This window comes from Citrobacter sp. UYEF32 (assembly GCF_040546205.1).
GTDB lineage: Bacteria > Pseudomonadota > Gammaproteobacteria > Enterobacterales > Enterobacteriaceae > Phytobacter > Phytobacter diazotrophicus.
Genome location: NZ_JBEPNI010000006.1, coordinates 120,317 through 140,123, shown reverse-complemented (window position 1 = coordinate 140,123; position 19,807 = coordinate 120,317). Strand labels below are relative to the sequence as shown.

Here is a 19,807-nt window from a genome sequence, read left to right as displayed (position 1 = left end):
CTATGCAAGGTCGCCTGTTGGATGCCGTTCCCCTCAATACCCTTACCGGCGTTGGTGCGGCGCAGGCCAGCAAACTTGCAAAAATCGGCCTGCACACGGTGCAGGATTTACTGCTGCACCTGCCTCTACGCTACGAAGATCGCACCCAACTCTACCCCATTGCCGACCTGCTGCCGGGCATTTATGCCACGGTGGAAGGCGAAGTGCTGAACTGCAACATTACCTTTGGCGGACGTCGGATGATGACCTGCCAGATAAGCGACGGTTCCGGCATTCTGACTATGCGTTTTTTCAACTTCAACGCGGCGATGAAAAACAGCCTCGCGACCGGGCGTCGCGTGCTGGCCTACGGTGAAGCAAAACGCGGGAAGTTCGGCGCAGAGATGATCCACCCGGAATACCGTGTTCAGGGCGATCTCAGTACCCCGGAATTACAGGAAACCTTAACGCCTGTTTATCCGACGACCGAGGGGATAAAACAGGCGACGTTGCGCAAGCTCACCGACCAGGCGCTGGACCTGCTTGCCACTTGCGCGATTGCTGAACTGCTACCGCCAGAGCTGGCACAGGGGCTGATGACACTGCCGGAAGCCTTGCGCACTCTGCATCGTCCGCCGCCGACACTGCAGCTTGCTGAGCTGGAAACCGGGCAACACCCGGCGCAAAGACGTTTAATTCTCGAAGAGTTACTGGCACACAATCTCAGTATGCTGGCGTTGCGTGCCGGGGCGCAGCGTTATCACGCAAAGCCGCTGAATCCTCAGGATAGGCTGAAAAATGCCCTGCTGGCCTCGCTGCCGTTCAAACCTACCGGCGCGCAGGCGCGCGTGGTGGCAGAAATTGAACGCGATATGGCGCTCGATGTGCCGATGATGCGCCTTGTACAGGGCGACGTGGGTTCCGGGAAAACGCTGGTGGCGGCGCTGGCGGCATTGCGGGCGATTGCCAACGGCAATCAGGTGGCCCTGATGGCGCCGACCGAGCTGCTGGCTGAACAACACGCCAACAATTTCCGCAACTGGTTCGCGCCGCTCGGCGTGGAAGTGGGCTGGCTGGCGGGTAAGCAGAAAGGCAAAGCACGCCAGGCGCAGCAAGAGGCCATTGCCAGCGGCCAGGTACAAATGATCGTCGGCACGCACGCCATCTTCCAGGAACAGGTGCAGTTTAACGGCCTTGCGCTGGTGATCATCGACGAACAGCATCGGTTTGGCGTACATCAGCGCCTGGCGCTGTGGGAGAAAGGCCAGCAACAGGGCTTCCATCCCCACCAGTTGATCATGACTGCAACACCCATTCCGCGCACCCTGGCGATGACCGCCTATGCCGATCTCGACACCTCGGTTATCGACGAACTCCCACCGGGCCGAACGCCTGTGACCACCGTTGCCATTCCGGATACCCGACGCAGCGATATTATCGATCGCGTACGCAACGCCTGTACCGGGGAAGGTCGCCAGGCCTACTGGGTCTGTACGTTGATTGAAGAGTCCGATCTGCTGGAAGCCCAGGCAGCGGAAGCCACGTGGGAAGAGTTAAAGCTGTCCCTGCCGGAGCTAAATATCGGCCTGGTCCACGGACGCATGAAGCCTGCGGAAAAACAGGCGGTGATGCAGGCCTTCAAACAGGGCGAGATGCATCTTCTGGTGGCGACCACCGTGATCGAAGTGGGCGTGGACGTGCCCAACGCCAGCCTGATGATTATCGAAAACCCGGAGCGTCTGGGTCTTGCGCAACTCCACCAGCTACGCGGCCGTGTCGGACGCGGCGCGGTAGCCTCACACTGCGTGCTGCTCTACAAATCACCGCTGTCGAAAACCGCGCAAAAACGCCTGCAGGTACTGCGCGACAGTAACGACGGCTTTGTGATTGCGCAAAAAGATCTGGAGATTCGCGGCCCCGGCGAACTGCTCGGCACCCGTCAGACCGGGAATGCCGAGTTCAAAGTGGCTGATTTGCTGCGCGACCAGGCGATGATCCCGGAAGTGCAGCGCATTGCCCGTCATATTCACGAACGCTATCCCCGGCAGGCCGAAGCCCTTATCGAGCGCTGGATGCCGGAAACAGAGCGCTATTCAAACGCCTGATTACTGTTTGTGATAGACGTTATCAAAACTGACGTTCATGCCGCCGCAATAGCCGCTATCACGAACGATTAAGTTGCCATTAACCAGTTGTGCCGCCCCGCTGCAAGTGTATTCCTCTTTCGGGTTTCCCCAGTGCAGCGCATTCCCTTGTGGCGTTATTGTCTCATCGAGATCGCCGGTATGGACAATGTCATATCCTTGCGAATCTTTTCCGCCATACCAGGTCGCCTGTCCCTCGATGTTAATCTGCCCTTTCCCCACAGACGTAATATGAATTTCATTGTCACCCAATTCGGCATGCCATTTACCGGTCCATTCGGCGAGCGTCGCGTTGTGAATCGGCTGCTTTTCTAAGGACTTAGTGGGCATCCAGCCGACAAATTCATGCTTTTTCCCTGAGTACCAGACGCAGCTCCAGCCCGGCACTTCTTGCGCTACCAGTACCGTGTCACCCGCCACCAGATACGGTTTTGTTGCGCACACTTCACCCTGCCCCGGGCAGCCGTCATCATCGCGGTAAAAATGCACGTTGGCATTGGCATCGGTTTTCACTTTCGCCTGGTTGAAGACGCCTGGCCAGGTGGGGAAACTGCCATTACGACAGGTATGCAGATCGTATTCGTCAGCGAGACATCCGGCGGAGAAAAAGGCCAGGGCGAGCAGTATTTTTCCTTTCATATCAATCCCTAATTTTTAATTATCATGCGCGATTGCCGATGATTTTAGCATTGCGCAAATTCTGCGGAACGATAAAAGCGCGAACCACCTAAAATCGGGGGGCCTTAGAACCCAACTTGCCACTCTCAACATTCTTTATAAAAGTACGTTTTATTGTTTAGCAACCGTTTGCTTTTACCAAACAGTCCGATAGAATCTCCGCTTTTCCATCAGGGGATTGTTTGCGATGTCTGTCAACACCATCGAGTCCGAAAATGCGCAAACGGTTGCGCATACCCAGCCCAGTGAGCTGATCTACCGCCTTGAAGACCGCCCACCGCTGGCGCAAACCATTTTTGCCGCGCTACAGCACCTGCTGGCGATGTTTGTTGGTGTTATCACGCCAGGCCTGCTGATTTGCCAGGCGCTGGGTTTACCGGCTCAGGATACGCAGCACATCATCAGCATGTCGCTGTTCGCCTCCGGCGTCGCATCCATCATCCAGATTAAAGCCTGGGGCCCGGTCGGGTCCGGCCTGCTGTCTATTCAGGGCACCAGCTTTAACTTCGTTGCGCCATTAATTATGGGCGGAACCGCACTGAAAACCGGCGGCGCCGATGTGCCGACGATGATGGCCGCCTTGTTCGGCTCCCTGATGTTGGCAAGCTGTACCGAGATGGTCATCTCCCGCATTCTGCCGTTTGCCCGCCGCATCATTACCCCGCTGGTCTCCGGTGTGGTGGTGATGATCATCGGCCTGTCGCTGATTCAGGTCGGCCTGACGTCTGTGGGCGGTGGCTTCGGCGCGATGGCAAACCATACCTTTGGCGCGCCGAAGAACCTGCTGCTGGCAGGTATCGTTCTTGCCATCATCATTCTGCTGAACCGCCAGCGTAACCCGTACCTGCGTATCGCCTCCCTGGTCATTGCGATGGCGGTCGGCTACCTCGTCGCCATGATGATGGGTATGCTCCCGGCTTACAACGCGCCGGGCAGCACCTTTATGATCCCTACGCCGCTGTATTATGGCCTGAGCATCGACTGGAACCTGCTGCTGCCGCTGATGCTGGTATTTATGATCACCTCGCTGGAAACCATCGGTGATATCACCGCAACCTCTGACGTTTCTGAGCAGCCGGTTTCCGGCCCGGCTTATATGAATCGCCTGAAAGGCGGCGTACTGGCAAACGGTCTGAACTCCTTTGTTTCTGCGGTGTTCAATACCTTCCCGAACTCCTGTTTCGGGCAGAACAACGGCGTGATTCAGCTCACCGGCGTCGCCAGCCGTTATGTGGGTTTCTTCGTTGCCGTCATGCTGATGGTGATGGGTCTGTTCCCGGCCGTTGCCGCCTTCGTTCAGCAACTGCCTGAGCCGGTGCTCGGCGGTGCAACGCTGGTGATGTTTGGTACCATTGCCGCATCTGGCGTACGTATCGTTTCCCGCGAGCCGCTGAACCGCCGCGCAATCATGATCATCGCCCTGTCGCTGGCCGTTGGCCTGGGCGTCTCCCAGCAGCCAATGATTCTGCAATTCGCCCCTGACTGGCTGAAAAACCTGCTCTCTTCCGGCATCGCTGCCGGTGGCATCACCGCTATCGTACTGAACCTGGTTTTCCCTACCGATAAGCAGTAATCCCAACAGAGGCAGCGGATGTTTTCCGTTGCCTCTGTAACGCTCTTTCACCATTCGTGCCTTGAGGAATGCGCATAAATCGTGCATAACTCCTGTACAGGCTTACGAGGGTGGAAGATCATGAAATTTATTGGAAAGCTGCTAATTTTCGTCATTATCGTCCTTCTGCTGGCGATGGTGGCCGGTTATTTCCTGCTGCAGACCCGCTGGGGTGCAACGCAGGTTACTAACTGGGTAAACGAAAAGAGTCAATATCACCTCACCGTTGAGGCCATTGACCACCAGCTTTCCTCGCCTTCCCATGTGCTGTTACGCAACGTCAATTTTGGCCGTAAAGGGCAGCCCGCTACTCTGGTCGCCAAAACCGTTGATATCGGCCTGAGTAGCCGCCAGTTCACCGACCCTCTCCACACCGACACCATTTTGCTGCAGGACGGCACGCTGAATCTTTCCCCGGCCACCGCGCCACTCCCCTTCCAGGCTGACCGTCTGCAACTGAGCAATATGGCCTTTAACAGCCCGGCGACCGGTTGGGATCTGAGTGCGCAACGCGTCACCGGCGGCGTAAGCCCCTGGCAGCCTGTCGAGGGCAATGTGCTCGGCACGCAGGCGCAAATTCAAATGAGCGCAGGTTCGATGACGCTTAACGGCGTGCCCGCCAGCAATGTGTTGATTCAGGGCAGCATTGATAAAGGCACGGTCACATTAACCACCATCGGTGCGGATATGGCGCGGGGTTCGCTGACCGGGAATGCACGACGCGACGCGGATGGCGGCTGGGTGGTGGATAACCTGCGGCTGACTGATATTCGCCTGCAGAGCGACAAATCACTGAAAGATTTCTTTGCACCGCTCACGACTCTGCCGTCGTTGCAAATCGGGCGGCTGGATGTGACCGATGCCCGTCTGCAGGGGCCAGAATGGGCAATTGCCGATCTGGACCTGACGCTGCGTAACCTGACGCTAACCAAAGGCGACTGGCATACGGATGACGGCCAGTTGTCGATGAATGCCAATGAGTTTATCTACGGTTCGCTGCATTTGTTCGACCCGATTATAAACGCGGAATTTACCCCGGCGGGCATCGCGATGCAGCAGTTCACCACCCGCTGGGAAAACGGAATGGTGCGCACATCCGGCTACTGGACGCGCAGCGGAAAAGCGCTGGTGCTGAACGATGCGGCCATCGTCGGGCTGGAATATACGCTGCCTGCCAACTGGAAGCAGTTGTGGATGGACACCCTGCCCGACTGGCTGAATAGCGTCACGCTGACCAGGTTCAGCGCCAGTCGCAACCTGGTGATTGATATCGACCCGGCTTTCCCGTGGCAGTTGACGTCACTGGATGGCTACGGCACCAACGTGCAACTGGCGCGCGACCACAAGTGGGGCGTGTGGAATGGCGATGTGAAGATAAATGCCGCCGCCGCGACCTTTAACCGGGTGGATGTGCGCAGGCCGTCGCTGGCGTTAAGCGCCAACGGCAGTTCGGTGAACATTACCGAGCTGAGCGCCTTTGTCGAGAAAGGGATGCTGGAAGCCACTGCCGTGGTCGGTCAAACGCCGGACCGCACCGTGCGGGTGAGCCTGAACGGGCGTGGCGTGCCGATGAATGTATTGCAGCAGTGGGGATGGCCCACGTTGCCGATCGGTGGCGACGGTAATCTGCAGTTGAGCGCCACGGGCCGTATTCAGGCCGATGCGCCGTTAAAACCAACGGTTGATGGTGAACTTTCCGCCGTGAATGCCCAGCAACAACAGGTGAAACAGACGATGCGCGGCGGCGTGGTGTCAGGTGGTGAAGCGGCTGCGCCCGCGCCGGCACCTGTGCCAGCGCCGGCTGAGACACAGCCCACGCCATAACCCTTTTCCCCGGTGGCGCTTCGCTTACCGGGGCTACCGTTGAGGAGGGACGCGTTGTTTACGCCGCCATCCGGGAAGCTGGCAACCGTGCCGCCAATGCCCCCTCACCCCTGCCCTCTCCCTCAAAGGGAGAGGGAGAAAGGCAAGCCGCATCCGGGAAAATCACGTCACATTCAAACGCCCATACTCATGGCATAACAACCACTTCACGGGTACATCCTCGTCGATGGTTGGGAAACGCCCGCCGGGCTCGAGGAAATGGTTATCGCGCTTATCGTCATTCACCATCGAAATCTCCCAACCGAGCACAAACGCTTTCTCGGCCCAGAAACGGTGATACAGACGCGGCGGCAGACACACCCCCTGCCCCGGTTTTAACACCAGCGTCTCACCGGGCTTAAACGTACGCCGCCGCCCGTCCACACGCACCTCCACCGAACGCCGCTCGTCAAACAGCGCCTCATCCGTCGCCCAGCCGAACTGCATACACAAATCGCCACCGCCCCGGTTCAGAATGTCTTCCATTTTATGGCGATGAAAATGCCACGGCGTCTGCTGCTCCTGCTGGATTTGCAGCATCTTTTCGGCATACGGCTTCGGGTAGGCGGCTGAATTCAGCGCACCATTACGCAACGTCAGCAGCGTCAGGCCGGTTTTGCTAAAATCGCCGCGGCCAAAATCGGTGATATCCCAGCCCAGTTGCAGATCCAGCACCTCACTCCATTCATCCAGCGGCTGTTTTCGCCAGGCATCGACGGTGAAAAAGGCAAACTCCGGCAGGCACACCCGGAACGTCTCGGCGATGGCGTGCGCTTTATCAATGGCATAGTTAATCTGTGAACGTTTCATTCTGTTCTCCCGGTTCGAATGGCAAGCCAGGCAGCGCCGCGCATTCCGCTGCTGTCGCCGTGATGGGCTTTCACGATAGGGGTAGAGAAATGATCGGTAAAAACGAAAGGGGCAACGTCGGCTTCAAGATTCGCGATAAGCGGCTCTGCATTCGATAACCCACCGCCAATCACAATCACGCCAGGGTCGAGAAGATTCACCACCGTTGCCAGGGTGCGGGCAAGCTGTTGGCGAAACCGCGCCACCTGCCGCACGGCGTTGGGTTCACCCTGCTGCGCCAGCGCCACAATCGCATCACCTGTAAGATGTTGCCCACTGAACAACCGGTAGCGCTCGCTCAACCCCGTCCCGGAGACAAACGACTCCACGCAGTTATCCTTACCGCAATAACAACGCACCGGCGGGCCATCGTGCTGCTCGCGGTATCCCGGCAGGGTAATGTGACCACACTCGGCGGCATTTCCCCACGCGCCAACAAATGGCTGGCGGTGAATGGCTATCCCGCCGCCGCAGCCGGTACCGAGCGTGATACCAAACACCACTTCATGCCGCTGCCCCGCACCGTCACAGGCTTCCGACAAGGCGAAACAGTTGCCGTCGTTCGCCATCACCACTGTCTGCCCCAGTAACTGCTGGAGATCCGCCTGCAACGCGCGGCCATTAATGACCTGAATATTGGAATTTTTAATCAGCCCGCTCAGCGGCGAGACGCTCCCCGGCAGGGCAATCCCCGTCATCATCGGTTGCTGCATGTCATGGCGAATCTGGTCAATAAAGGCGACCACCGACTCAACGAACTGCGGATAGCTCGCTTTTTGCGTCGGGCAGCGGTAACGCGCCTTTTCCTGCCCTTGTGCATCCATCACCACTGCCGCGATTTTGGTGCCGCCGATGTCCAGCCCCAGGTAGTACATATCCCTTTCCTTATTGCGAAAGAGGCGGGCGAACCCGCCTCCATGGCTTTAGTAGAGTGACGCTTTCCCGGTTGATCCAAACAGCTTCATTTTGTAGCGGATCACCTCCCGAGCGGCGTTGATCGCGTCCGGGTAGATCACGTTCGGATCCCACCAGGTTTCGCGGGCGAGGATCTCACGCACTTTCTGGAAGTAGGCGTATTTCATGTCGCTGGAGATGTTGATTTTGCCCACTCCCAGGGTCACGGACTCGGCGATTTCCGCATCCGGGTTCGCCGAACCGCCATGCAGCACCAGAGGAATATCCAGACGCCCGGCAATGTCGCGCAGAATGTTCATTTGCAACTTCGGCTGCATGCCTTTCGGGTAGATACCATGCGCCGTACCGATCGCCACCGCCAGAGTGTCTGCCCCGGTGCGGGCAATAAAATCCTCTGCCTGTGCCGGGTCGGTATAGGTGACTTCCGACACACCGCCTTCCACGGACGTGCCCGTCTGCCCGATGGTGCCCAGTTCCCCTTCCACCGAAACGCCCACCGCATGCGCCAGGCGCACCACTTCTTTGGTCAGCGCCACGTTCTCCTCATAGGGCAGTAGCGAGCCGTCAATCATCACCGAGGTGAATCCACACTGGATCGCCCGCAGCACATGTTCGACCGACGCGCCGTGATCCAGATGCAGGGTGAACGGCACCGGGCTGCGCATGGTGATATCGCGGACATAGCCGAAAAAGCTATCCCCGACAAAATCGTGTTCGCTGGGGTGGATGGAGATAATCGCAGGCGTGTTGGTGGCTTCCGCTTCTTCCACCACCGCGCGGATGAAGCAGCTATCCGCCACGTTGAACGCACCAATGGCGAAACCGTGTTGGCGGGTGGGTTTCAGTAACTCTTTCATCGAAATTAACATGTTAATTCTCCAGTTTCGGGGTGTAGCAAGCCCTGCCGGTGCGTCGTTGCAGAGGCATAGAAGGCGTAACAGAAAAAAGAATCAGGCTTTGCCGATAGCGCCGCTGGCCTGTAGATACGGGATAATGGCTTCTTCGCTGGCCTGCTCCATGGCGATCAGCACATCCACCAGTTCGCGGGAACTGTCATGACACAGGGTATGCAGCAGCGCGGCCTTTCCAGCTTCGAACACCGCCGCGCCGACATTGATCTTGGCGACGCCAAAGGATGGGCAACGCTGCATCTGGTCAAACGGAGTGCCGCTGCCGCCGTGCAATGCCAGCGGGACCGTCGATTTGCGGGCAACCTCTTCCAGGCGCTGAAAATCGATAGCTGGCGTGATGCCGGGGGCGTACATGCCGTGCGCGGTGCCAACGGAAACCGCCAGCAGATCAATCCCGGTCTGCGCAATAAACGGTTCAACGTCGGCGGCCTGCGTCATGAGATCCGCATTGGTGGCGTGGTCATAGCGCGGCGCATCGGCCAGATGGCCCAACTCCCCTTCCACACACAGCCCGGCGCTGGCGGCCAGCTCAACAACCGCGCGGGTCTGGCGGATGTTCTCTTCCAGCGGGAAGGCAGAGGCGTCAATCATCAGGCCGCTAAACCCGGCGCGAAACGCCTGACGAATGCGCACCGGATCTTTCCCGTGGTCAAGGGCCAGCGTGACCGGCACCGTGGCCTCGTCGGCCAGCGCTTTCACCACCGCCACGGCAACCGGTGGCGGGAAATGCGCCAGATGTCCCTGATACAGGTTCAGGATAATCGGCGCGCGATGTTTCTCGGCAACCCGCACCGCCGCGCGGGCGCTTTCGAGGTTCATACAGTTGATGGCCAGAAGCGCATAGTGTTCACGCCAGGCTTTGGTCACCATACTTTTCATGTCGGCAAACATACGGTCTCCGTTTATTCCAGGGTGAAGGTGATCTCTTCGTCTTTCAGTTTCTTATCGCTAAGCTCGTCAAACTCTTCGTCACGTTCGGTCACTGGTTTCTTCCACAGCGAGAGCATCACGCCGCAGATAACCGTGCCTATCCCCAACGCCAGGCAGAACAGCAGCGGATGGGTAAACAGCGGAACCACAAACATGCCACCGTGTGGAACCGGGCTTTCCACGCCCCACACCATGATCAGGCCACCCGCAATCGCCGAGGCCACCACACAGGAGCCGACCACGCGCAGCAGGTCACGCGCCGCAATCGGGATAACCCCTTCGGTAATCATGCAGATCCCCATCGGGAAGGCGGCTTTCAGCGCTTCACGTTCGGCGCGGGTGTATTTGTGGCGCGTCAGCAGGAAAGAGAGGGTGATACCGAACGGCGGAATAATGGAGCCGACAAATTTCACCGCTTCCGGCCCGTATACACCGCTGACCAGCAGACCATCGGCAAACAGCGACATGGTTTTGTTCACCGGGCCGCCGAAGTCAAACGTTGCCATCGCGCCAAGGATCGCCCCCATCAGGAAGCGAGAACCGCCCTGCATCGACTCCAGCATGTGGATCAGCGCTTCCTGCAGCCAGGCGATGGGTTTGCCAATCAGGGTCATCATCAACAGGCCGCCGATAATGGTGCTCAGGACGGGCAGTACCATGATGGGCATCAGCCCCTGCATGGATTTCGGCAGACGGATGTAGTGTTTAAGCAACAGGACGGTGTAGCCCACCAGGAACCCACCCAGCATCCCGCCGATAAACCCGGTATGAATTTGCCCACAGACAAAGCCGACAATCAGGCCCGGTGCGAATCCGGGACGGTCAGCAATGGAGTAGGCAATGGCGGCGCTGATCAGGGGGACAATCAACCCCATTCCCCAGCCGCCAATCTGATTGAGCATCCAGGGGATGGTGCCCGTTTTTTCTCCAACGTTTGTGCCGCCGAGTACCTGGCCGAGGGCAATACAGATGCCCGCCGCCACAATTAACGGAATCATCCACGAGATGCCCGTCAAAAGATGTCTTTTTATTTCCTGCGAAACAGGAACTTTATTTTCACTCATGTGACCTCCAGATAAGGATCACGCATTAGCTAATGATTTCTCGACCTTTTCAAGAAACTGAACGGGTGATTTAATGACAATTTCGGTTTTAACTCGCACGATGCGCTTATTAATGAAACGTTCTTCTCCTTTTATTTTGACATCGACCGCAAGAATAACGACGTCGGCTGCGGAAATATCTTCCGCCAATAACTCATTTTCAGTACCGATAGTGCCCTGAGTTTCAACTTTAATATTATGCCCAAGCGCTTTTGCGCCTTTAATTAACTTCTCGCGGGCAATATACGTATGTGCAATACCTGCTGTACAGGCAGCGACACAAACAATATTCATAAGATGCTCCACTTTTTATTTAGCAAACATCGGATTCGGCATATTGACTAAACAAGTCAATAATCTTTTGTGGACTACGTTCGACCAGTAATTGCTCAATGATCTCTTCATCCGCCAGTGCACCCGCCACCTGAGAAAGCAGGCGAATATGCGTCGTATTTTGATCTTCAAGCCGTACAGCAAATAAAATAATGCAGCGCACATTACTGCCATCCAGGGTTTCCCAGGGAATATCCTGCCGTGTGCGTCCAATCGCCAGAGTGGTATTGACCACCGCTGAAGATTTACCATGGGGTATCGCGATATGATTTTCGAAGCCGGTCGACCCTTCTGATTCACGTTGCCAGACATCCTGAATAAACGTTTCCCGGCAGCTAATAGCGCCATCTTTTTGCAACAGGTCGGTTAATTCCTCAATCGCCTCCGTTTTATTCGTAGCTTTCATATCTAAAATAACGCGATTCGTATTCAGGATTTTTGTTATGTCCATTAAACATACCTCATGGATTCAGATATTAATGTTCGACGACCAGAGACGTCGCACGATGCAATTTTTCCGTAATAACCGTTTCCGTCACACGCTTAATATCGGCATCATTAAAAAAGGCGGTGACGTATACCACCGGCAGAGCAATGGCCGGCAGATTGATCGTCGAGACAACCAGTTCAATATCGTCCGTCAGTACGGACGGCAGGCTTCCCGCAGAGACCACGCCAACGATGGTCCAGTCCGGGAAGGCGCGTAGAATGCGGCTTTTCAACAGATGTGAGGTTCCGATACCCGTCGAGCAGACCAGCAATACGCGCTTGCGGGCGATCTGTCGCTCCATCGCAGCCTGAAAATGGACGGTCAGATAACCGATTTCATCCTCCGACACCGCCTGTTCCCCCCAGCCGCTGAACACCCGATTCACCGCGCACTGGGTCAAGCGCCAGACGTCCTGCAATTCGCCTTTGATATCATCAAGCAGCGGGTTACGAATGCGAATCTGGTAATTCAGGCGGTTAATCAATGGTTTAATATGAATCAACAGCCCGTCATAGAGCGCGACATCCTGGCTAAAGTCGCTATCGACCATATCGGCGAAGGTCGCGATGAGCCGGTGAGTAATCAGCCGGGCTTCGTCGCTGGAGTGCATATGGCCAATCACGCTGACGTCGTTATGCTCTTCAATCACCACGCCGGACGAGATAATGTACTGATAAATAAACCAGACTTCGTCTTCCGGCAACGGGTGGGCGATGCGCTGTTCAATCCGCTGGATCATACGACTGGCAACGGCAAAGATGTTTTCATCAAAGGTACTGGCGTTGTCGTCTTTTTTTGGCAGCGCATTGCCGCGGGTAATGCGGTACATCATGATTAAAATATGGGTGAAAATATTGACGTAATAGGGTTCACCCAAAGACCAGCAAAGATCGTTTTCCATCTCCTGCAATAATGACTGAACGAATAAAACATCTTCTTCACCAAAGTAATGGACCAGCGCGTTATAACTGCCCGGATCGAGGCGGGAATAGATTACGCTTCCCGGTTCGTTATGGTTAATAACACCATTGATCAGCGAAGCCATTGCCTGACGCACGCTACTTTCGCTGCCTTCGATATGCGTTCCGCTCTGGCTGCGAATTAACGTCAATCCCAGCGGGGCAATCCAGGACTCAATCACTTTTAGATCATTCACAATTGAGGCGCTACTGATAAAATAGCGTTCCGATAATTTGCTGATGGACGTTTCATGTGGCGTTTCGCTTAATAATTGCGACGCTATTTTCACGCGCCGGGAATTGTTCATCATGCCGTCTGCGTCATCACCTTCAGTGCCAAGCAACTGATCGAGGTGCAACAGGTCAGTGACATTGTCTGCGCTGAGCATGACCCCGGCACCGGCACGCTTATTAATGCCGATATTCCATTCTGCCAGCCACGGTTCAAGGATGCGTAAATCCCGCTGAATAGTTTTTTCCGATACATTTAAGTATTCAGCGATTTTCAACAATGTAATAAATTCCCTTCGCGGAAGAAGGAATTTCAATAATCTGTTTTGTCGCGAGGTAATCATTTGCATCATTTACCCTTACACAGATTAAAAATAATGATGAAGCTCTAAAAAAGATAAGCTCCGCTTGCAATCCGTGATGATAAATATAAAAGGGCATTGAAATAACGACAATACTAAATCGTGTCCTGCCTTCCGGACAAAAAATAAGACAACAAGCGGGATCTCAGAGATATTTACAGCGCAGATCACACTTTTCGCGCTAATTAACGTGATAGCGCTCGCAAATATGGAGGAATAAAAAATTTTAAATAAGGTGATTTTTTTCGGGATGTCTGGAAAGACGTGGCGGGGTACGGGAGAAATGCCAGTGATTGTGCTGCTCCCGCCCCGGATGCGGTGTAAACGCCTTCTCCGGGCTATGACCGGTTTTCTCCCTCTCCCTCAGGGAGAGGGTTGGGGTGAGGGGAATATGCGGCTGTGGCGGCGGGTTCCGTTCACCGTATATTTATGGCGACATGCCACGTCCGAAAATGTGAACGGGTAAAGGGGAACACTGCGTTCCCCTTTACAATCCCCGCAGCCCCGCAAAGAAATCGGTGCTTCGCACTGCGTTCGCCTCCCGCCCCGCTGCCTGCGGTCGGTTTGACTCTACGGTTTGTGCGTGGTATGCACGAATTTAGCTACCGAATTGCGCTTGTTGTTTACTATGACGGCGATTGTGCCGTAAGAGAAAATTTTAGTAACCACATGAATAAGTTAGCATTTAACTTAAACGTATGGAAAAGCGGACAGCAGACCGAGAAAAAAGTGTGATGGGGGATGTGGTAAATGGTTGAAAGTGGCTATAATGCGCCCCGCCTCCATGTAGCAATCGAGGCGCGGAAGATCGTCGTCTCCGGTGAGGCGGCTGGACTTCAAATCCAGATGGGGCCGCCAGCGGTCCCGGGCAGGTTCGACTCCTGTGATCTTCCGCCAAAGTTCCTCATATATATCCCCCCATACGTTAATTTTAAAGAAAAGACGGTAACTCATTTTCTTTTAAACTTAGCGCATGATTTATCATCAGAATCACAATCAAAATGTATAAATAAAGCATTTGAGTTGATAGCTACATCAGAAAAATAGCGATGTGAATCGTTCTTTTGATTCTATTAAAGGTGTGATCTCGAATAACCCGGATGCGGCGCAACGCCTTATCTGGGCTACCGTTCGTAGCCCCGGTAAGCGCAGCGCCACCGGGGTTTTGGTGCCCACAAATACGCTAAAATCATGTTCTATTTTTTTGAACGTTATCGGCAAATAGTTTAGATTTTCATCACCCGATGGTCGGTCTATTATCTATCACATCAGGGCAACGCGCCCTATCCCGAACAAATAATTTAAGGAATACGACCATGAAATCCATCAAAACTTTCGTTGCAGTTGCCGCTCTTTCCGTAATGTCTTTCGGTGCTTTCGCACAAAGCGTAACCGCAAGCTCCTCCACCATCGACGGTGCAGAAGCCAAAATCGCCGCTCAGGCACAGCAGGAAGGGGCTTCTTACAAAATTACCGAAGCGACCGTGAACAACGTTGTTCACATGACCGCTGAACTGAGTAAATAAGACCGGATGGTCGCAGAGGGAACTGCCGGACAGGTCGCCGCAAGGCGGCCAGGTTCGCCCTCAAAGAAAACCCTTCAGGCCCCTTCGGGGGCTTTTTTGCGTTTGTGGTTCGGTAAATATTGCTCTGGTGGATCCCCGGATGGCGGCGCAGGTATCTTGTCGGCCAATAGGTGTTATGCCTATATCAGTTGTTCACCTAATGAACCGCAGGCTGTGTTTCTGGCATACTTGATAGATTCGGCTCGCGATTCGGAGGTGGCATGACAAATGGAGAATTAACCCAATCGCCCGCAGGTGAATTCTTAATGTTCGCCAGCGGCGACGGGAAAGTGCGTATTGAATGTCGCTTCGAGAACGATACTCTTTGGCTTTCTCAGGCAATGATTTGCGACCTGTATGGCAAAGCCAAATCCACTATCAGTGGGCATATAAAGAATATCTTCGAAGACGCAGAGCTGGACGAAGATTCAGTTGTTCGGTTTTACCGAACAACTGCCGTCGATGGAAAAACATACAATGTTCAATTCTTTAGTTTGCCGCTAATTCTCGCCATCGGCTACCGCGTCCGTTCCATACGAGGCACGCAGTTCCGCCAGTGGGCAACACAAACGCTTCAGGAATACCTTGTTAAAGGTTTCGTGATGGATGATGAGCGTTTGAAAAATCCACCCGTGGGTTCTTCAGCTGTTCCCGATTATTTCGATGAGATGCTCGAACGCATCCGCGATATCCGTGCCAGTGAACGTAGGGTTTATTTACGGGTTCGTGAGATCTTTGCCCTTGCCGCTGACTATCAACCTTCGCTCAAAGAAACCACGCTTTTTTTTCAAACCATCCAGAACAAACTGCATTTTGCCTGCACCGGCCATACTGCGGCGGAGCTCATCAACCAACGCGCTGACGCCAGTAAACAGCATATGGGGTTGACCAGTTACAAAAGTGAAGAAGTGCGCAAAAGCGATGTCACGGTAGCCAAAAATTATCTCAATCCTGAAGAGATCGGCGAACTCAATCGCGTGGTCAATATGTGGCTGGACTTTGCCGAAGACCAGGCCCGCCGACGCAAACAGGTTTTCCTGCATGACTGGCAGATAAAATTGGATCAGTTTCTGCAATTTAATGACCGTGAGGTGTTAAAGGATGCGGGTTCAGTGAGTAAGAAGGCCGCTGACGAAAAAGCACAGGCTGAATATGTTCAATTTGCCGAGCAGCAACGTCGCCTGAAGGAAGCTGAGGGTGAAAAAGATATCGCGGGATTGGTCAAATGGGAAACAAAGGCCGGGAAATAGCATTTAACCCGGCAAGTATCGCGCCGCCGGGATCCTTCCCGGATGCGGCGTAAAAACCTTATTCGGGCTACGCCTGCTTTTTACGACTGCGATCCGGCAACGCTCAATATGTGGACATCTTACGACGTAAGTAGAGTAACCTTATTAACTCTGGTTGGGTGACAACAGGCACCCATCGTTTACGTGTTAAAAGGTCGCCTCAAGATGAAAACTATTGCCGCCCTCGTGACATCTTTATTATTTACACTCTCTTTCTCGTCATTCGCCGCTGAGAAAAAGTCTGCCGAAACCTGTAAGACACAGGCAATTTCAGAAGCAAAAAAACTCCTGGCCTTCTATAGTGATAATGATGACAGGGCGGGAATTGATGGCCATATCACCCCGCTGGCAAAAATCCAAAACCCGGAAAACAAATCACAATATTTCGATGTATTGCAGGTATGGGGAAATATCTATAAAGGCAAATATAGGATGCGGTTTATTTTCCTTAATGATTGCACGCTGATGGGTGAAGAAATCATCGAATACGCTAATCCATAATATAGACTGCGCATCTGCGAGTAAAAGAACAACACGTAGCGCAGCAATCACCGCGCTGCGGGTTCGCTTCCCGGATGCGGCGCAAGCACCTTATCCGGGCTACGCCTGCTGTGAACGTCTTTAATCCCTTTGAGCCACTGCTAACCACTTTTCCAACAGAACAACTACAGCGACATCTTTGTAACCTGTTAACGCAGAGCGTGCAGCAAGGAGGTTGAGTCCCCGCTGAAATCGGTGAGACGAAGCACCGATTTCAGCGGGGCCGCGGGGATTGTAAAGGGGAACGCGGTGTTCCCCTTTACCCGTTCACGTGTCCGAAGGTGACATTTCGCCATGAACATAAGGTGAACGGAACCCGCCTCCCGAGCCGCATTTTCCCCCTCATCCTGGCCCTCTTCCACAAGGGAGAGGAAGAAAACCAGTCATAGCTCCGGTAAGCAAACACGCTAAAAGCATGTTCTATTTTTTTGAACGTTATCGGCAAATAGTTTAGATTTTCATCACCCGATGGTCGGTCTATTATCTATCACATCAGGGTAACACGCCCTATCCAGAACAAATAACTTAAGGAATACGACCATGAAATCCATCAAAACTTTCGTTGCAGTTGCTGCTCTTTCCGTAATGTCTTTCGGTGCTTTCGCACAAAGCGTAACCGCAAGCTCCTCCACCATCGACGGTGCAGAAGCCAAAATCGCCGCCCAGGCACACCAGGCCGGTGCGTCTTACAAAATTACCGAAGCGACTGTGAACAATGTTGTTCACATGACCGCTGAACTGAGCAAATAAGACCGAATGGTCGCAGAGGGAACTGCCGGACAGGTCGCCGCAAGGTGGCCGGTTTCGCCCTCAACCAGACAACCCTTCTGGCCCCTTCGGGGGCTTTTTTGCGTTTTCGTTTTACCATCCCGGATGGCAAGATAGCTCTTTGGAATACCTCAATAAATCATCACTTTCCCACCCTACCTTATTTCGTAGTTTTTGTAATTTCACAAATTTAAAAACCATAAAAAAAACATCAAACAGCATTATAATTTGCAAATAACTACCCGTATCACCTGCTTCCAGTCAAAAAAACTCGTATTTAACAACGAACTGACTTAGCGGAAATTTTCCCCCTAAAGAAAACAAGGAGATGCCGATAACGGATACCAGGGAAGATTTTGTGAGCCAGGTAATGATTAGCCTAAAAACGAATGTCTCAGCACTAAATGTCCAAAAGCAGTCCGTCAAAAGCGCATCCGCACTGGAAACAGCTATTCGTCGTCTTTCTTCGGGGATGCGCATTAACAGCGCCAGCGACAATGCCGCCGGACAGGCTATCTCCAACCGCTTAACCAGCCAGCAAAACGGGCTTGAGCAAGCGCAGCGTAATGCAGGTGATGGCTTATCGATGATTGATACGGCGGAAAGCGCGCTGGACGAGGTGAACAGCCGCTTACAGCGCATTCGCGAATTAACAGTCCAGGGGCTGAACGGCACTTACTCGCAAACGGATTCCGACGCGATTCAGGCTGAAATTAACCTCAACCTGAAAGCCATCGACCAAATTAATAGCTCCTCGCAATTTAACGGTATCTCGCTTTTGAACGGCAGCGCCGGGAAGATCGGTTTTCAGGTGGGCGCGAACGACAACCAAAAAGTCGATCTTGATTTATCCGCGCCAGGCTTTAGCGTCGATGAAATTGGATTAAAAGACCTGGTAATTAGCGGCATCAGCAATAATGTCGTCGATACCAATGGCTACAACAGCACGGCCTACAATATTTCCCTGAATAGCAGTGCGGTTACAGTCAGTTATGCAGCGTCAGGGTTAACGTCTCCACAGCTCGTCAGAAGCACGGCCAACGGTCAGTATTATATTCAAGGCACAGATACCAACGGTAACGCGGCTTTTCTACCAGCCCTCTATCACGCTGACTGGTATACCCAAGCCGGGAACGGTACGGTCTCGATTTCGGCAACCAGCGCGACCAAACTCTACAGCGATGCTGGTCAAATACCCTCCCGCACTATTACCACACTCAATGCGCTCGATACCAACGGTGCGACCCTAAGCGGCGCTACGCTGGCCCAATCAAACGGTCAGTATTACATCGAGCAGGATGATTTTTATTATCCCGCCACGCTGAGTTTTGGCACATCCGGCGCGGTAACCGCCACCATAACCAGCAACAGCGGATTACTGGATACCCAACTGCCTACCCTGCCGATCAATGTCATGACCACACCGGCTATTGATAGCAGTACCACGACCACCACCTTTACTGATGCCAGTGGTAATACTGTTGCGGGCAGGTTAGTGAAATCGGGTAGCCAGTACATGATGGAAGTCAGCGATGGTAGCGGAAGTTACAAGTATTACCCGGCAACGCTGAGCACGACGACAGACGGTACGACAACGTCATTAAGCGTAACGGCCACCAGCAGCGCCAGTCAGAATGGATTTACCGCAGTGACCAGCGTTAGCGGGACGTCGCACGTTACCCTGGACCCTGCGCATGTTGAAGTGAATTATACCGATTCTGATGGCAATGTTTTCAATGACGTGCTCCGTCTGGATAGTGACGGCAACTATTATATGAACCTACCCGCCAGCACGACATATGGCGCAAAGACCGCTACGCTGGCCGTGCAAAACGATCTCACCAACACCTTTTATCTGAAAACACTTAACGGTATCGGTGCAGTGCAGATCTATTACACGGCAGCCATGGGTTCCAGTACGGATGCATCGAGTAATTACACCACCCTGAATATCCGGGAAGTAGGGCCTGAAATTCGCTTACGTAATCCGCAGAACCCGCTGGCCGCCATCGATAACGCCATTAGCAAGGTAGATACGCGCCGCACCGAGCTGGGTGCCATCGCCAACCGATTGACATCCGTGCAAAATGCGCAGGGTAATGCCGCAGCCAACACAGCGGCGACCCGTTCCAGGATTGAAGATGCCGATTACGCCAGTGAGGTTTCCGCAATGACGAGAGCGCAAATTTTGCAGCAGTCCAGCATGCAGGTACTGATCAAGGCGAATATGACACCAGAGATTGTGTTGTCACTGCTTAAGCAATGACTTATCCGCGCCATGAAAAA

Annotated in this window: 17 protein-coding genes and 1 tRNA gene; 9 read left to right on the top strand and 9 right to left on the bottom strand. The window is 53.9% G+C overall.

Features of this window, described 5'->3' with window-relative positions; genetic code table 11:
• Positions 1–2: 2 nt before the first annotated feature.
• A complete protein-coding gene (gene recG, locus ABIB59_RS18155) occupies positions 3–2,084 on the top strand; it encodes an ATP-dependent DNA helicase RecG (RefSeq protein ID WP_071195082.1) in 2,082 nt (693 codons plus the stop codon).
• Here recG and ABIB59_RS18150 read toward each other — a convergent pair whose 3' ends face one another.
• A complete protein-coding gene (locus ABIB59_RS18150; RefSeq protein ID WP_107222649.1) occupies positions 2,085–2,762 on the bottom strand; it encodes a hypothetical protein in 678 nt (225 codons plus the stop codon).
• Positions 2,763–2,988: 226 nt separating this feature from the next.
• On the opposite strand from ABIB59_RS18150, the gene ABIB59_RS18145 reads away from it, so the two are divergent.
• Both ABIB59_RS18145 and ABIB59_RS18140 read left to right on the top strand, forming a co-directional pair.
• The gene (locus tag ABIB59_RS18145) at positions 2,989–4,374 is read left to right on the top strand and encodes a uracil-xanthine permease family protein (protein WP_039080103.1); all 1,386 of its coding nucleotides are present in this window, start codon (positions 2,989–2,991) and stop codon (positions 4,372–4,374) included.
• Between the two features lie 120 nt (positions 4,375–4,494).
• A complete protein-coding gene (locus ABIB59_RS18140) occupies positions 4,495–6,237 on the top strand; it encodes an AsmA family protein (protein ID WP_354036464.1) in 1,743 nt (580 codons plus the stop codon).
• Positions 6,238–6,399: 162 nt separating this feature from the next.
• Here ABIB59_RS18140 and ABIB59_RS18135 read toward each other — a convergent pair whose 3' ends face one another.
• From ABIB59_RS18135 to ABIB59_RS18100, 8 genes are all read right to left on the bottom strand, one after another.
• Complete coding sequence (locus ABIB59_RS18135) at positions 6,400–7,086, bottom strand: D-lyxose/D-mannose family sugar isomerase (RefSeq protein WP_222556646.1); 687 nt, start codon at positions 7,084–7,086, stop codon at positions 6,400–6,402.
• Positions 7,083–8,000, bottom strand: a complete 918-nt coding sequence (locus ABIB59_RS18130) for an ROK family protein (RefSeq protein ID WP_354036461.1) — start codon at positions 7,998–8,000, stop codon at positions 7,083–7,085. The genes ABIB59_RS18135 and ABIB59_RS18130 overlap by 4 nt, the downstream gene beginning before the upstream one ends.
• A gap of 48 nt (positions 8,001–8,048) precedes the next feature.
• The gene (locus ABIB59_RS18125; RefSeq protein WP_039080099.1) at positions 8,049–8,909 is read right to left on the bottom strand and encodes a ketose-bisphosphate aldolase; all 861 of its coding nucleotides are present in this window, start codon (positions 8,907–8,909) and stop codon (positions 8,049–8,051) included.
• 81 nt (positions 8,910–8,990) lie between these two features.
• Positions 8,991–9,842 (bottom strand): class II fructose-bisphosphate aldolase, encoded by an 852-nt coding sequence (locus ABIB59_RS18120; RefSeq protein ID WP_039080098.1) that lies wholly within the window; start codon positions 9,840–9,842, stop codon positions 8,991–8,993.
• Between the two features lie 11 nt (positions 9,843–9,853).
• A complete protein-coding gene (locus ABIB59_RS18115) occupies positions 9,854–10,945 on the bottom strand; it encodes a PTS fructose transporter subunit IIC (RefSeq protein WP_039080097.1) in 1,092 nt (363 codons plus the stop codon).
• A gap of 18 nt (positions 10,946–10,963) precedes the next feature.
• Positions 10,964–11,278 (bottom strand): PTS fructose transporter subunit IIB, encoded by a 315-nt coding sequence (locus ABIB59_RS18110; RefSeq protein WP_039080096.1) that lies wholly within the window; start codon positions 11,276–11,278, stop codon positions 10,964–10,966.
• A 19-nt stretch (positions 11,279–11,297) separates the two neighbouring features.
• Positions 11,298–11,768 carry a PTS sugar transporter subunit IIA gene (locus ABIB59_RS18105; protein WP_039080095.1) on the bottom strand — a complete coding sequence of 157 codons (471 nt, stop codon included), beginning with the start codon at positions 11,766–11,768 and terminating at the stop codon, positions 11,298–11,300.
• Between the two features lie 25 nt (positions 11,769–11,793).
• On the bottom strand, positions 11,794–13,347 hold the full coding sequence (locus tag ABIB59_RS18100; protein WP_039080094.1) for a BglG family transcription antiterminator: 1,554 nt from the start codon (positions 13,345–13,347) through the stop codon (positions 11,794–11,796).
• Between the two features lie 814 nt (positions 13,348–14,161).
• On the opposite strand from ABIB59_RS18100, the gene ABIB59_RS18095 reads away from it, so the two are divergent.
• The 6 genes from ABIB59_RS18095 (at position 14,162) to ABIB59_RS18070 (ending at position 19,787) form a co-directional block, all read left to right on the top strand.
• Positions 14,162–14,256 (top strand) — tRNA-Sec (locus tag ABIB59_RS18095).
• Positions 14,257–14,675: 419 nt separating this feature from the next.
• On the top strand, positions 14,676–14,885 hold the full coding sequence (locus ABIB59_RS18090; RefSeq protein WP_039080090.1) for a YdgH/BhsA/McbA family protein: 210 nt from the start codon (positions 14,676–14,678) through the stop codon (positions 14,883–14,885).
• 260 nt (positions 14,886–15,145) lie between these two features.
• Positions 15,146–16,174, top strand: coding sequence for a virulence RhuM family protein (locus ABIB59_RS18085; protein ID WP_354036458.1), 1,029 nt, complete (start codon positions 15,146–15,148; stop codon positions 16,172–16,174).
• 204 nt (positions 16,175–16,378) lie between these two features.
• Positions 16,379–16,714 (top strand): hypothetical protein, encoded by a 336-nt coding sequence (locus tag ABIB59_RS18080; RefSeq protein ID WP_107222657.1) that lies wholly within the window; start codon positions 16,379–16,381, stop codon positions 16,712–16,714.
• A 579-nt stretch (positions 16,715–17,293) separates the two neighbouring features.
• The gene (locus ABIB59_RS18075; protein WP_039080088.1) at positions 17,294–17,503 is read left to right on the top strand and encodes a YdgH/BhsA/McbA family protein; all 210 of its coding nucleotides are present in this window, start codon (positions 17,294–17,296) and stop codon (positions 17,501–17,503) included.
• A gap of 376 nt (positions 17,504–17,879) precedes the next feature.
• The gene (locus ABIB59_RS18070; RefSeq protein WP_354036455.1) at positions 17,880–19,787 is read left to right on the top strand and encodes a flagellin N-terminal helical domain-containing protein; all 1,908 of its coding nucleotides are present in this window, start codon (positions 17,880–17,882) and stop codon (positions 19,785–19,787) included.
• The last annotated feature ends 20 nt before the right edge of the window (positions 19,788–19,807 follow it).

Coding starts and splice junctions, on each gene's coding strand:
- recG (WP_071195082.1), top strand. CDS start 3: ATGCAAGGTCGCCTGTTGGATGCCGTTCCCCTCAATACCCTTACCGGC.
- ABIB59_RS18150 (WP_107222649.1), bottom strand. CDS start 2,762: ATGAAAGGAAAAATACTGCTCGCCCTGGCCTTTTTCTCCGCCGGATGT.
- ABIB59_RS18145 (WP_039080103.1), top strand. CDS start 2,989: ATGTCTGTCAACACCATCGAGTCCGAAAATGCGCAAACGGTTGCGCAT.
- ABIB59_RS18140 (WP_354036464.1), top strand. CDS start 4,495: ATGAAATTTATTGGAAAGCTGCTAATTTTCGTCATTATCGTCCTTCTG.
- ABIB59_RS18135 (WP_222556646.1), bottom strand. CDS start 7,086: ATGAAACGTTCACAGATTAACTATGCCATTGATAAAGCGCACGCCATC.
- ABIB59_RS18130 (WP_354036461.1), bottom strand. CDS start 8,000: ATGTACTACCTGGGGCTGGACATCGGCGGCACCAAAATCGCGGCAGTG.
- ABIB59_RS18125 (WP_039080099.1), bottom strand. CDS start 8,909: ATGTTAATTTCGATGAAAGAGTTACTGAAACCCACCCGCCAACACGGT.
- ABIB59_RS18120 (WP_039080098.1), bottom strand. CDS start 9,842: ATGTTTGCCGACATGAAAAGTATGGTGACCAAAGCCTGGCGTGAACAC.
- ABIB59_RS18115 (WP_039080097.1), bottom strand. CDS start 10,945: ATGAGTGAAAATAAAGTTCCTGTTTCGCAGGAAATAAAAAGACATCTT.
- ABIB59_RS18110 (WP_039080096.1), bottom strand. CDS start 11,278: ATGAATATTGTTTGTGTCGCTGCCTGTACAGCAGGTATTGCACATACG.
- ABIB59_RS18105 (WP_039080095.1), bottom strand. CDS start 11,768: ATGGACATAACAAAAATCCTGAATACGAATCGCGTTATTTTAGATATG.
- ABIB59_RS18100 (WP_039080094.1), bottom strand. CDS start 13,347: ATGCAAATGATTACCTCGCGACAAAACAGATTATTGAAATTCCTTCTT.
- ABIB59_RS18090 (WP_039080090.1), top strand. CDS start 14,676: ATGAAATCCATCAAAACTTTCGTTGCAGTTGCCGCTCTTTCCGTAATG.
- ABIB59_RS18085 (WP_354036458.1), top strand. CDS start 15,146: ATGACAAATGGAGAATTAACCCAATCGCCCGCAGGTGAATTCTTAATG.
- ABIB59_RS18080 (WP_107222657.1), top strand. CDS start 16,379: ATGAAAACTATTGCCGCCCTCGTGACATCTTTATTATTTACACTCTCT.
- ABIB59_RS18075 (WP_039080088.1), top strand. CDS start 17,294: ATGAAATCCATCAAAACTTTCGTTGCAGTTGCTGCTCTTTCCGTAATG.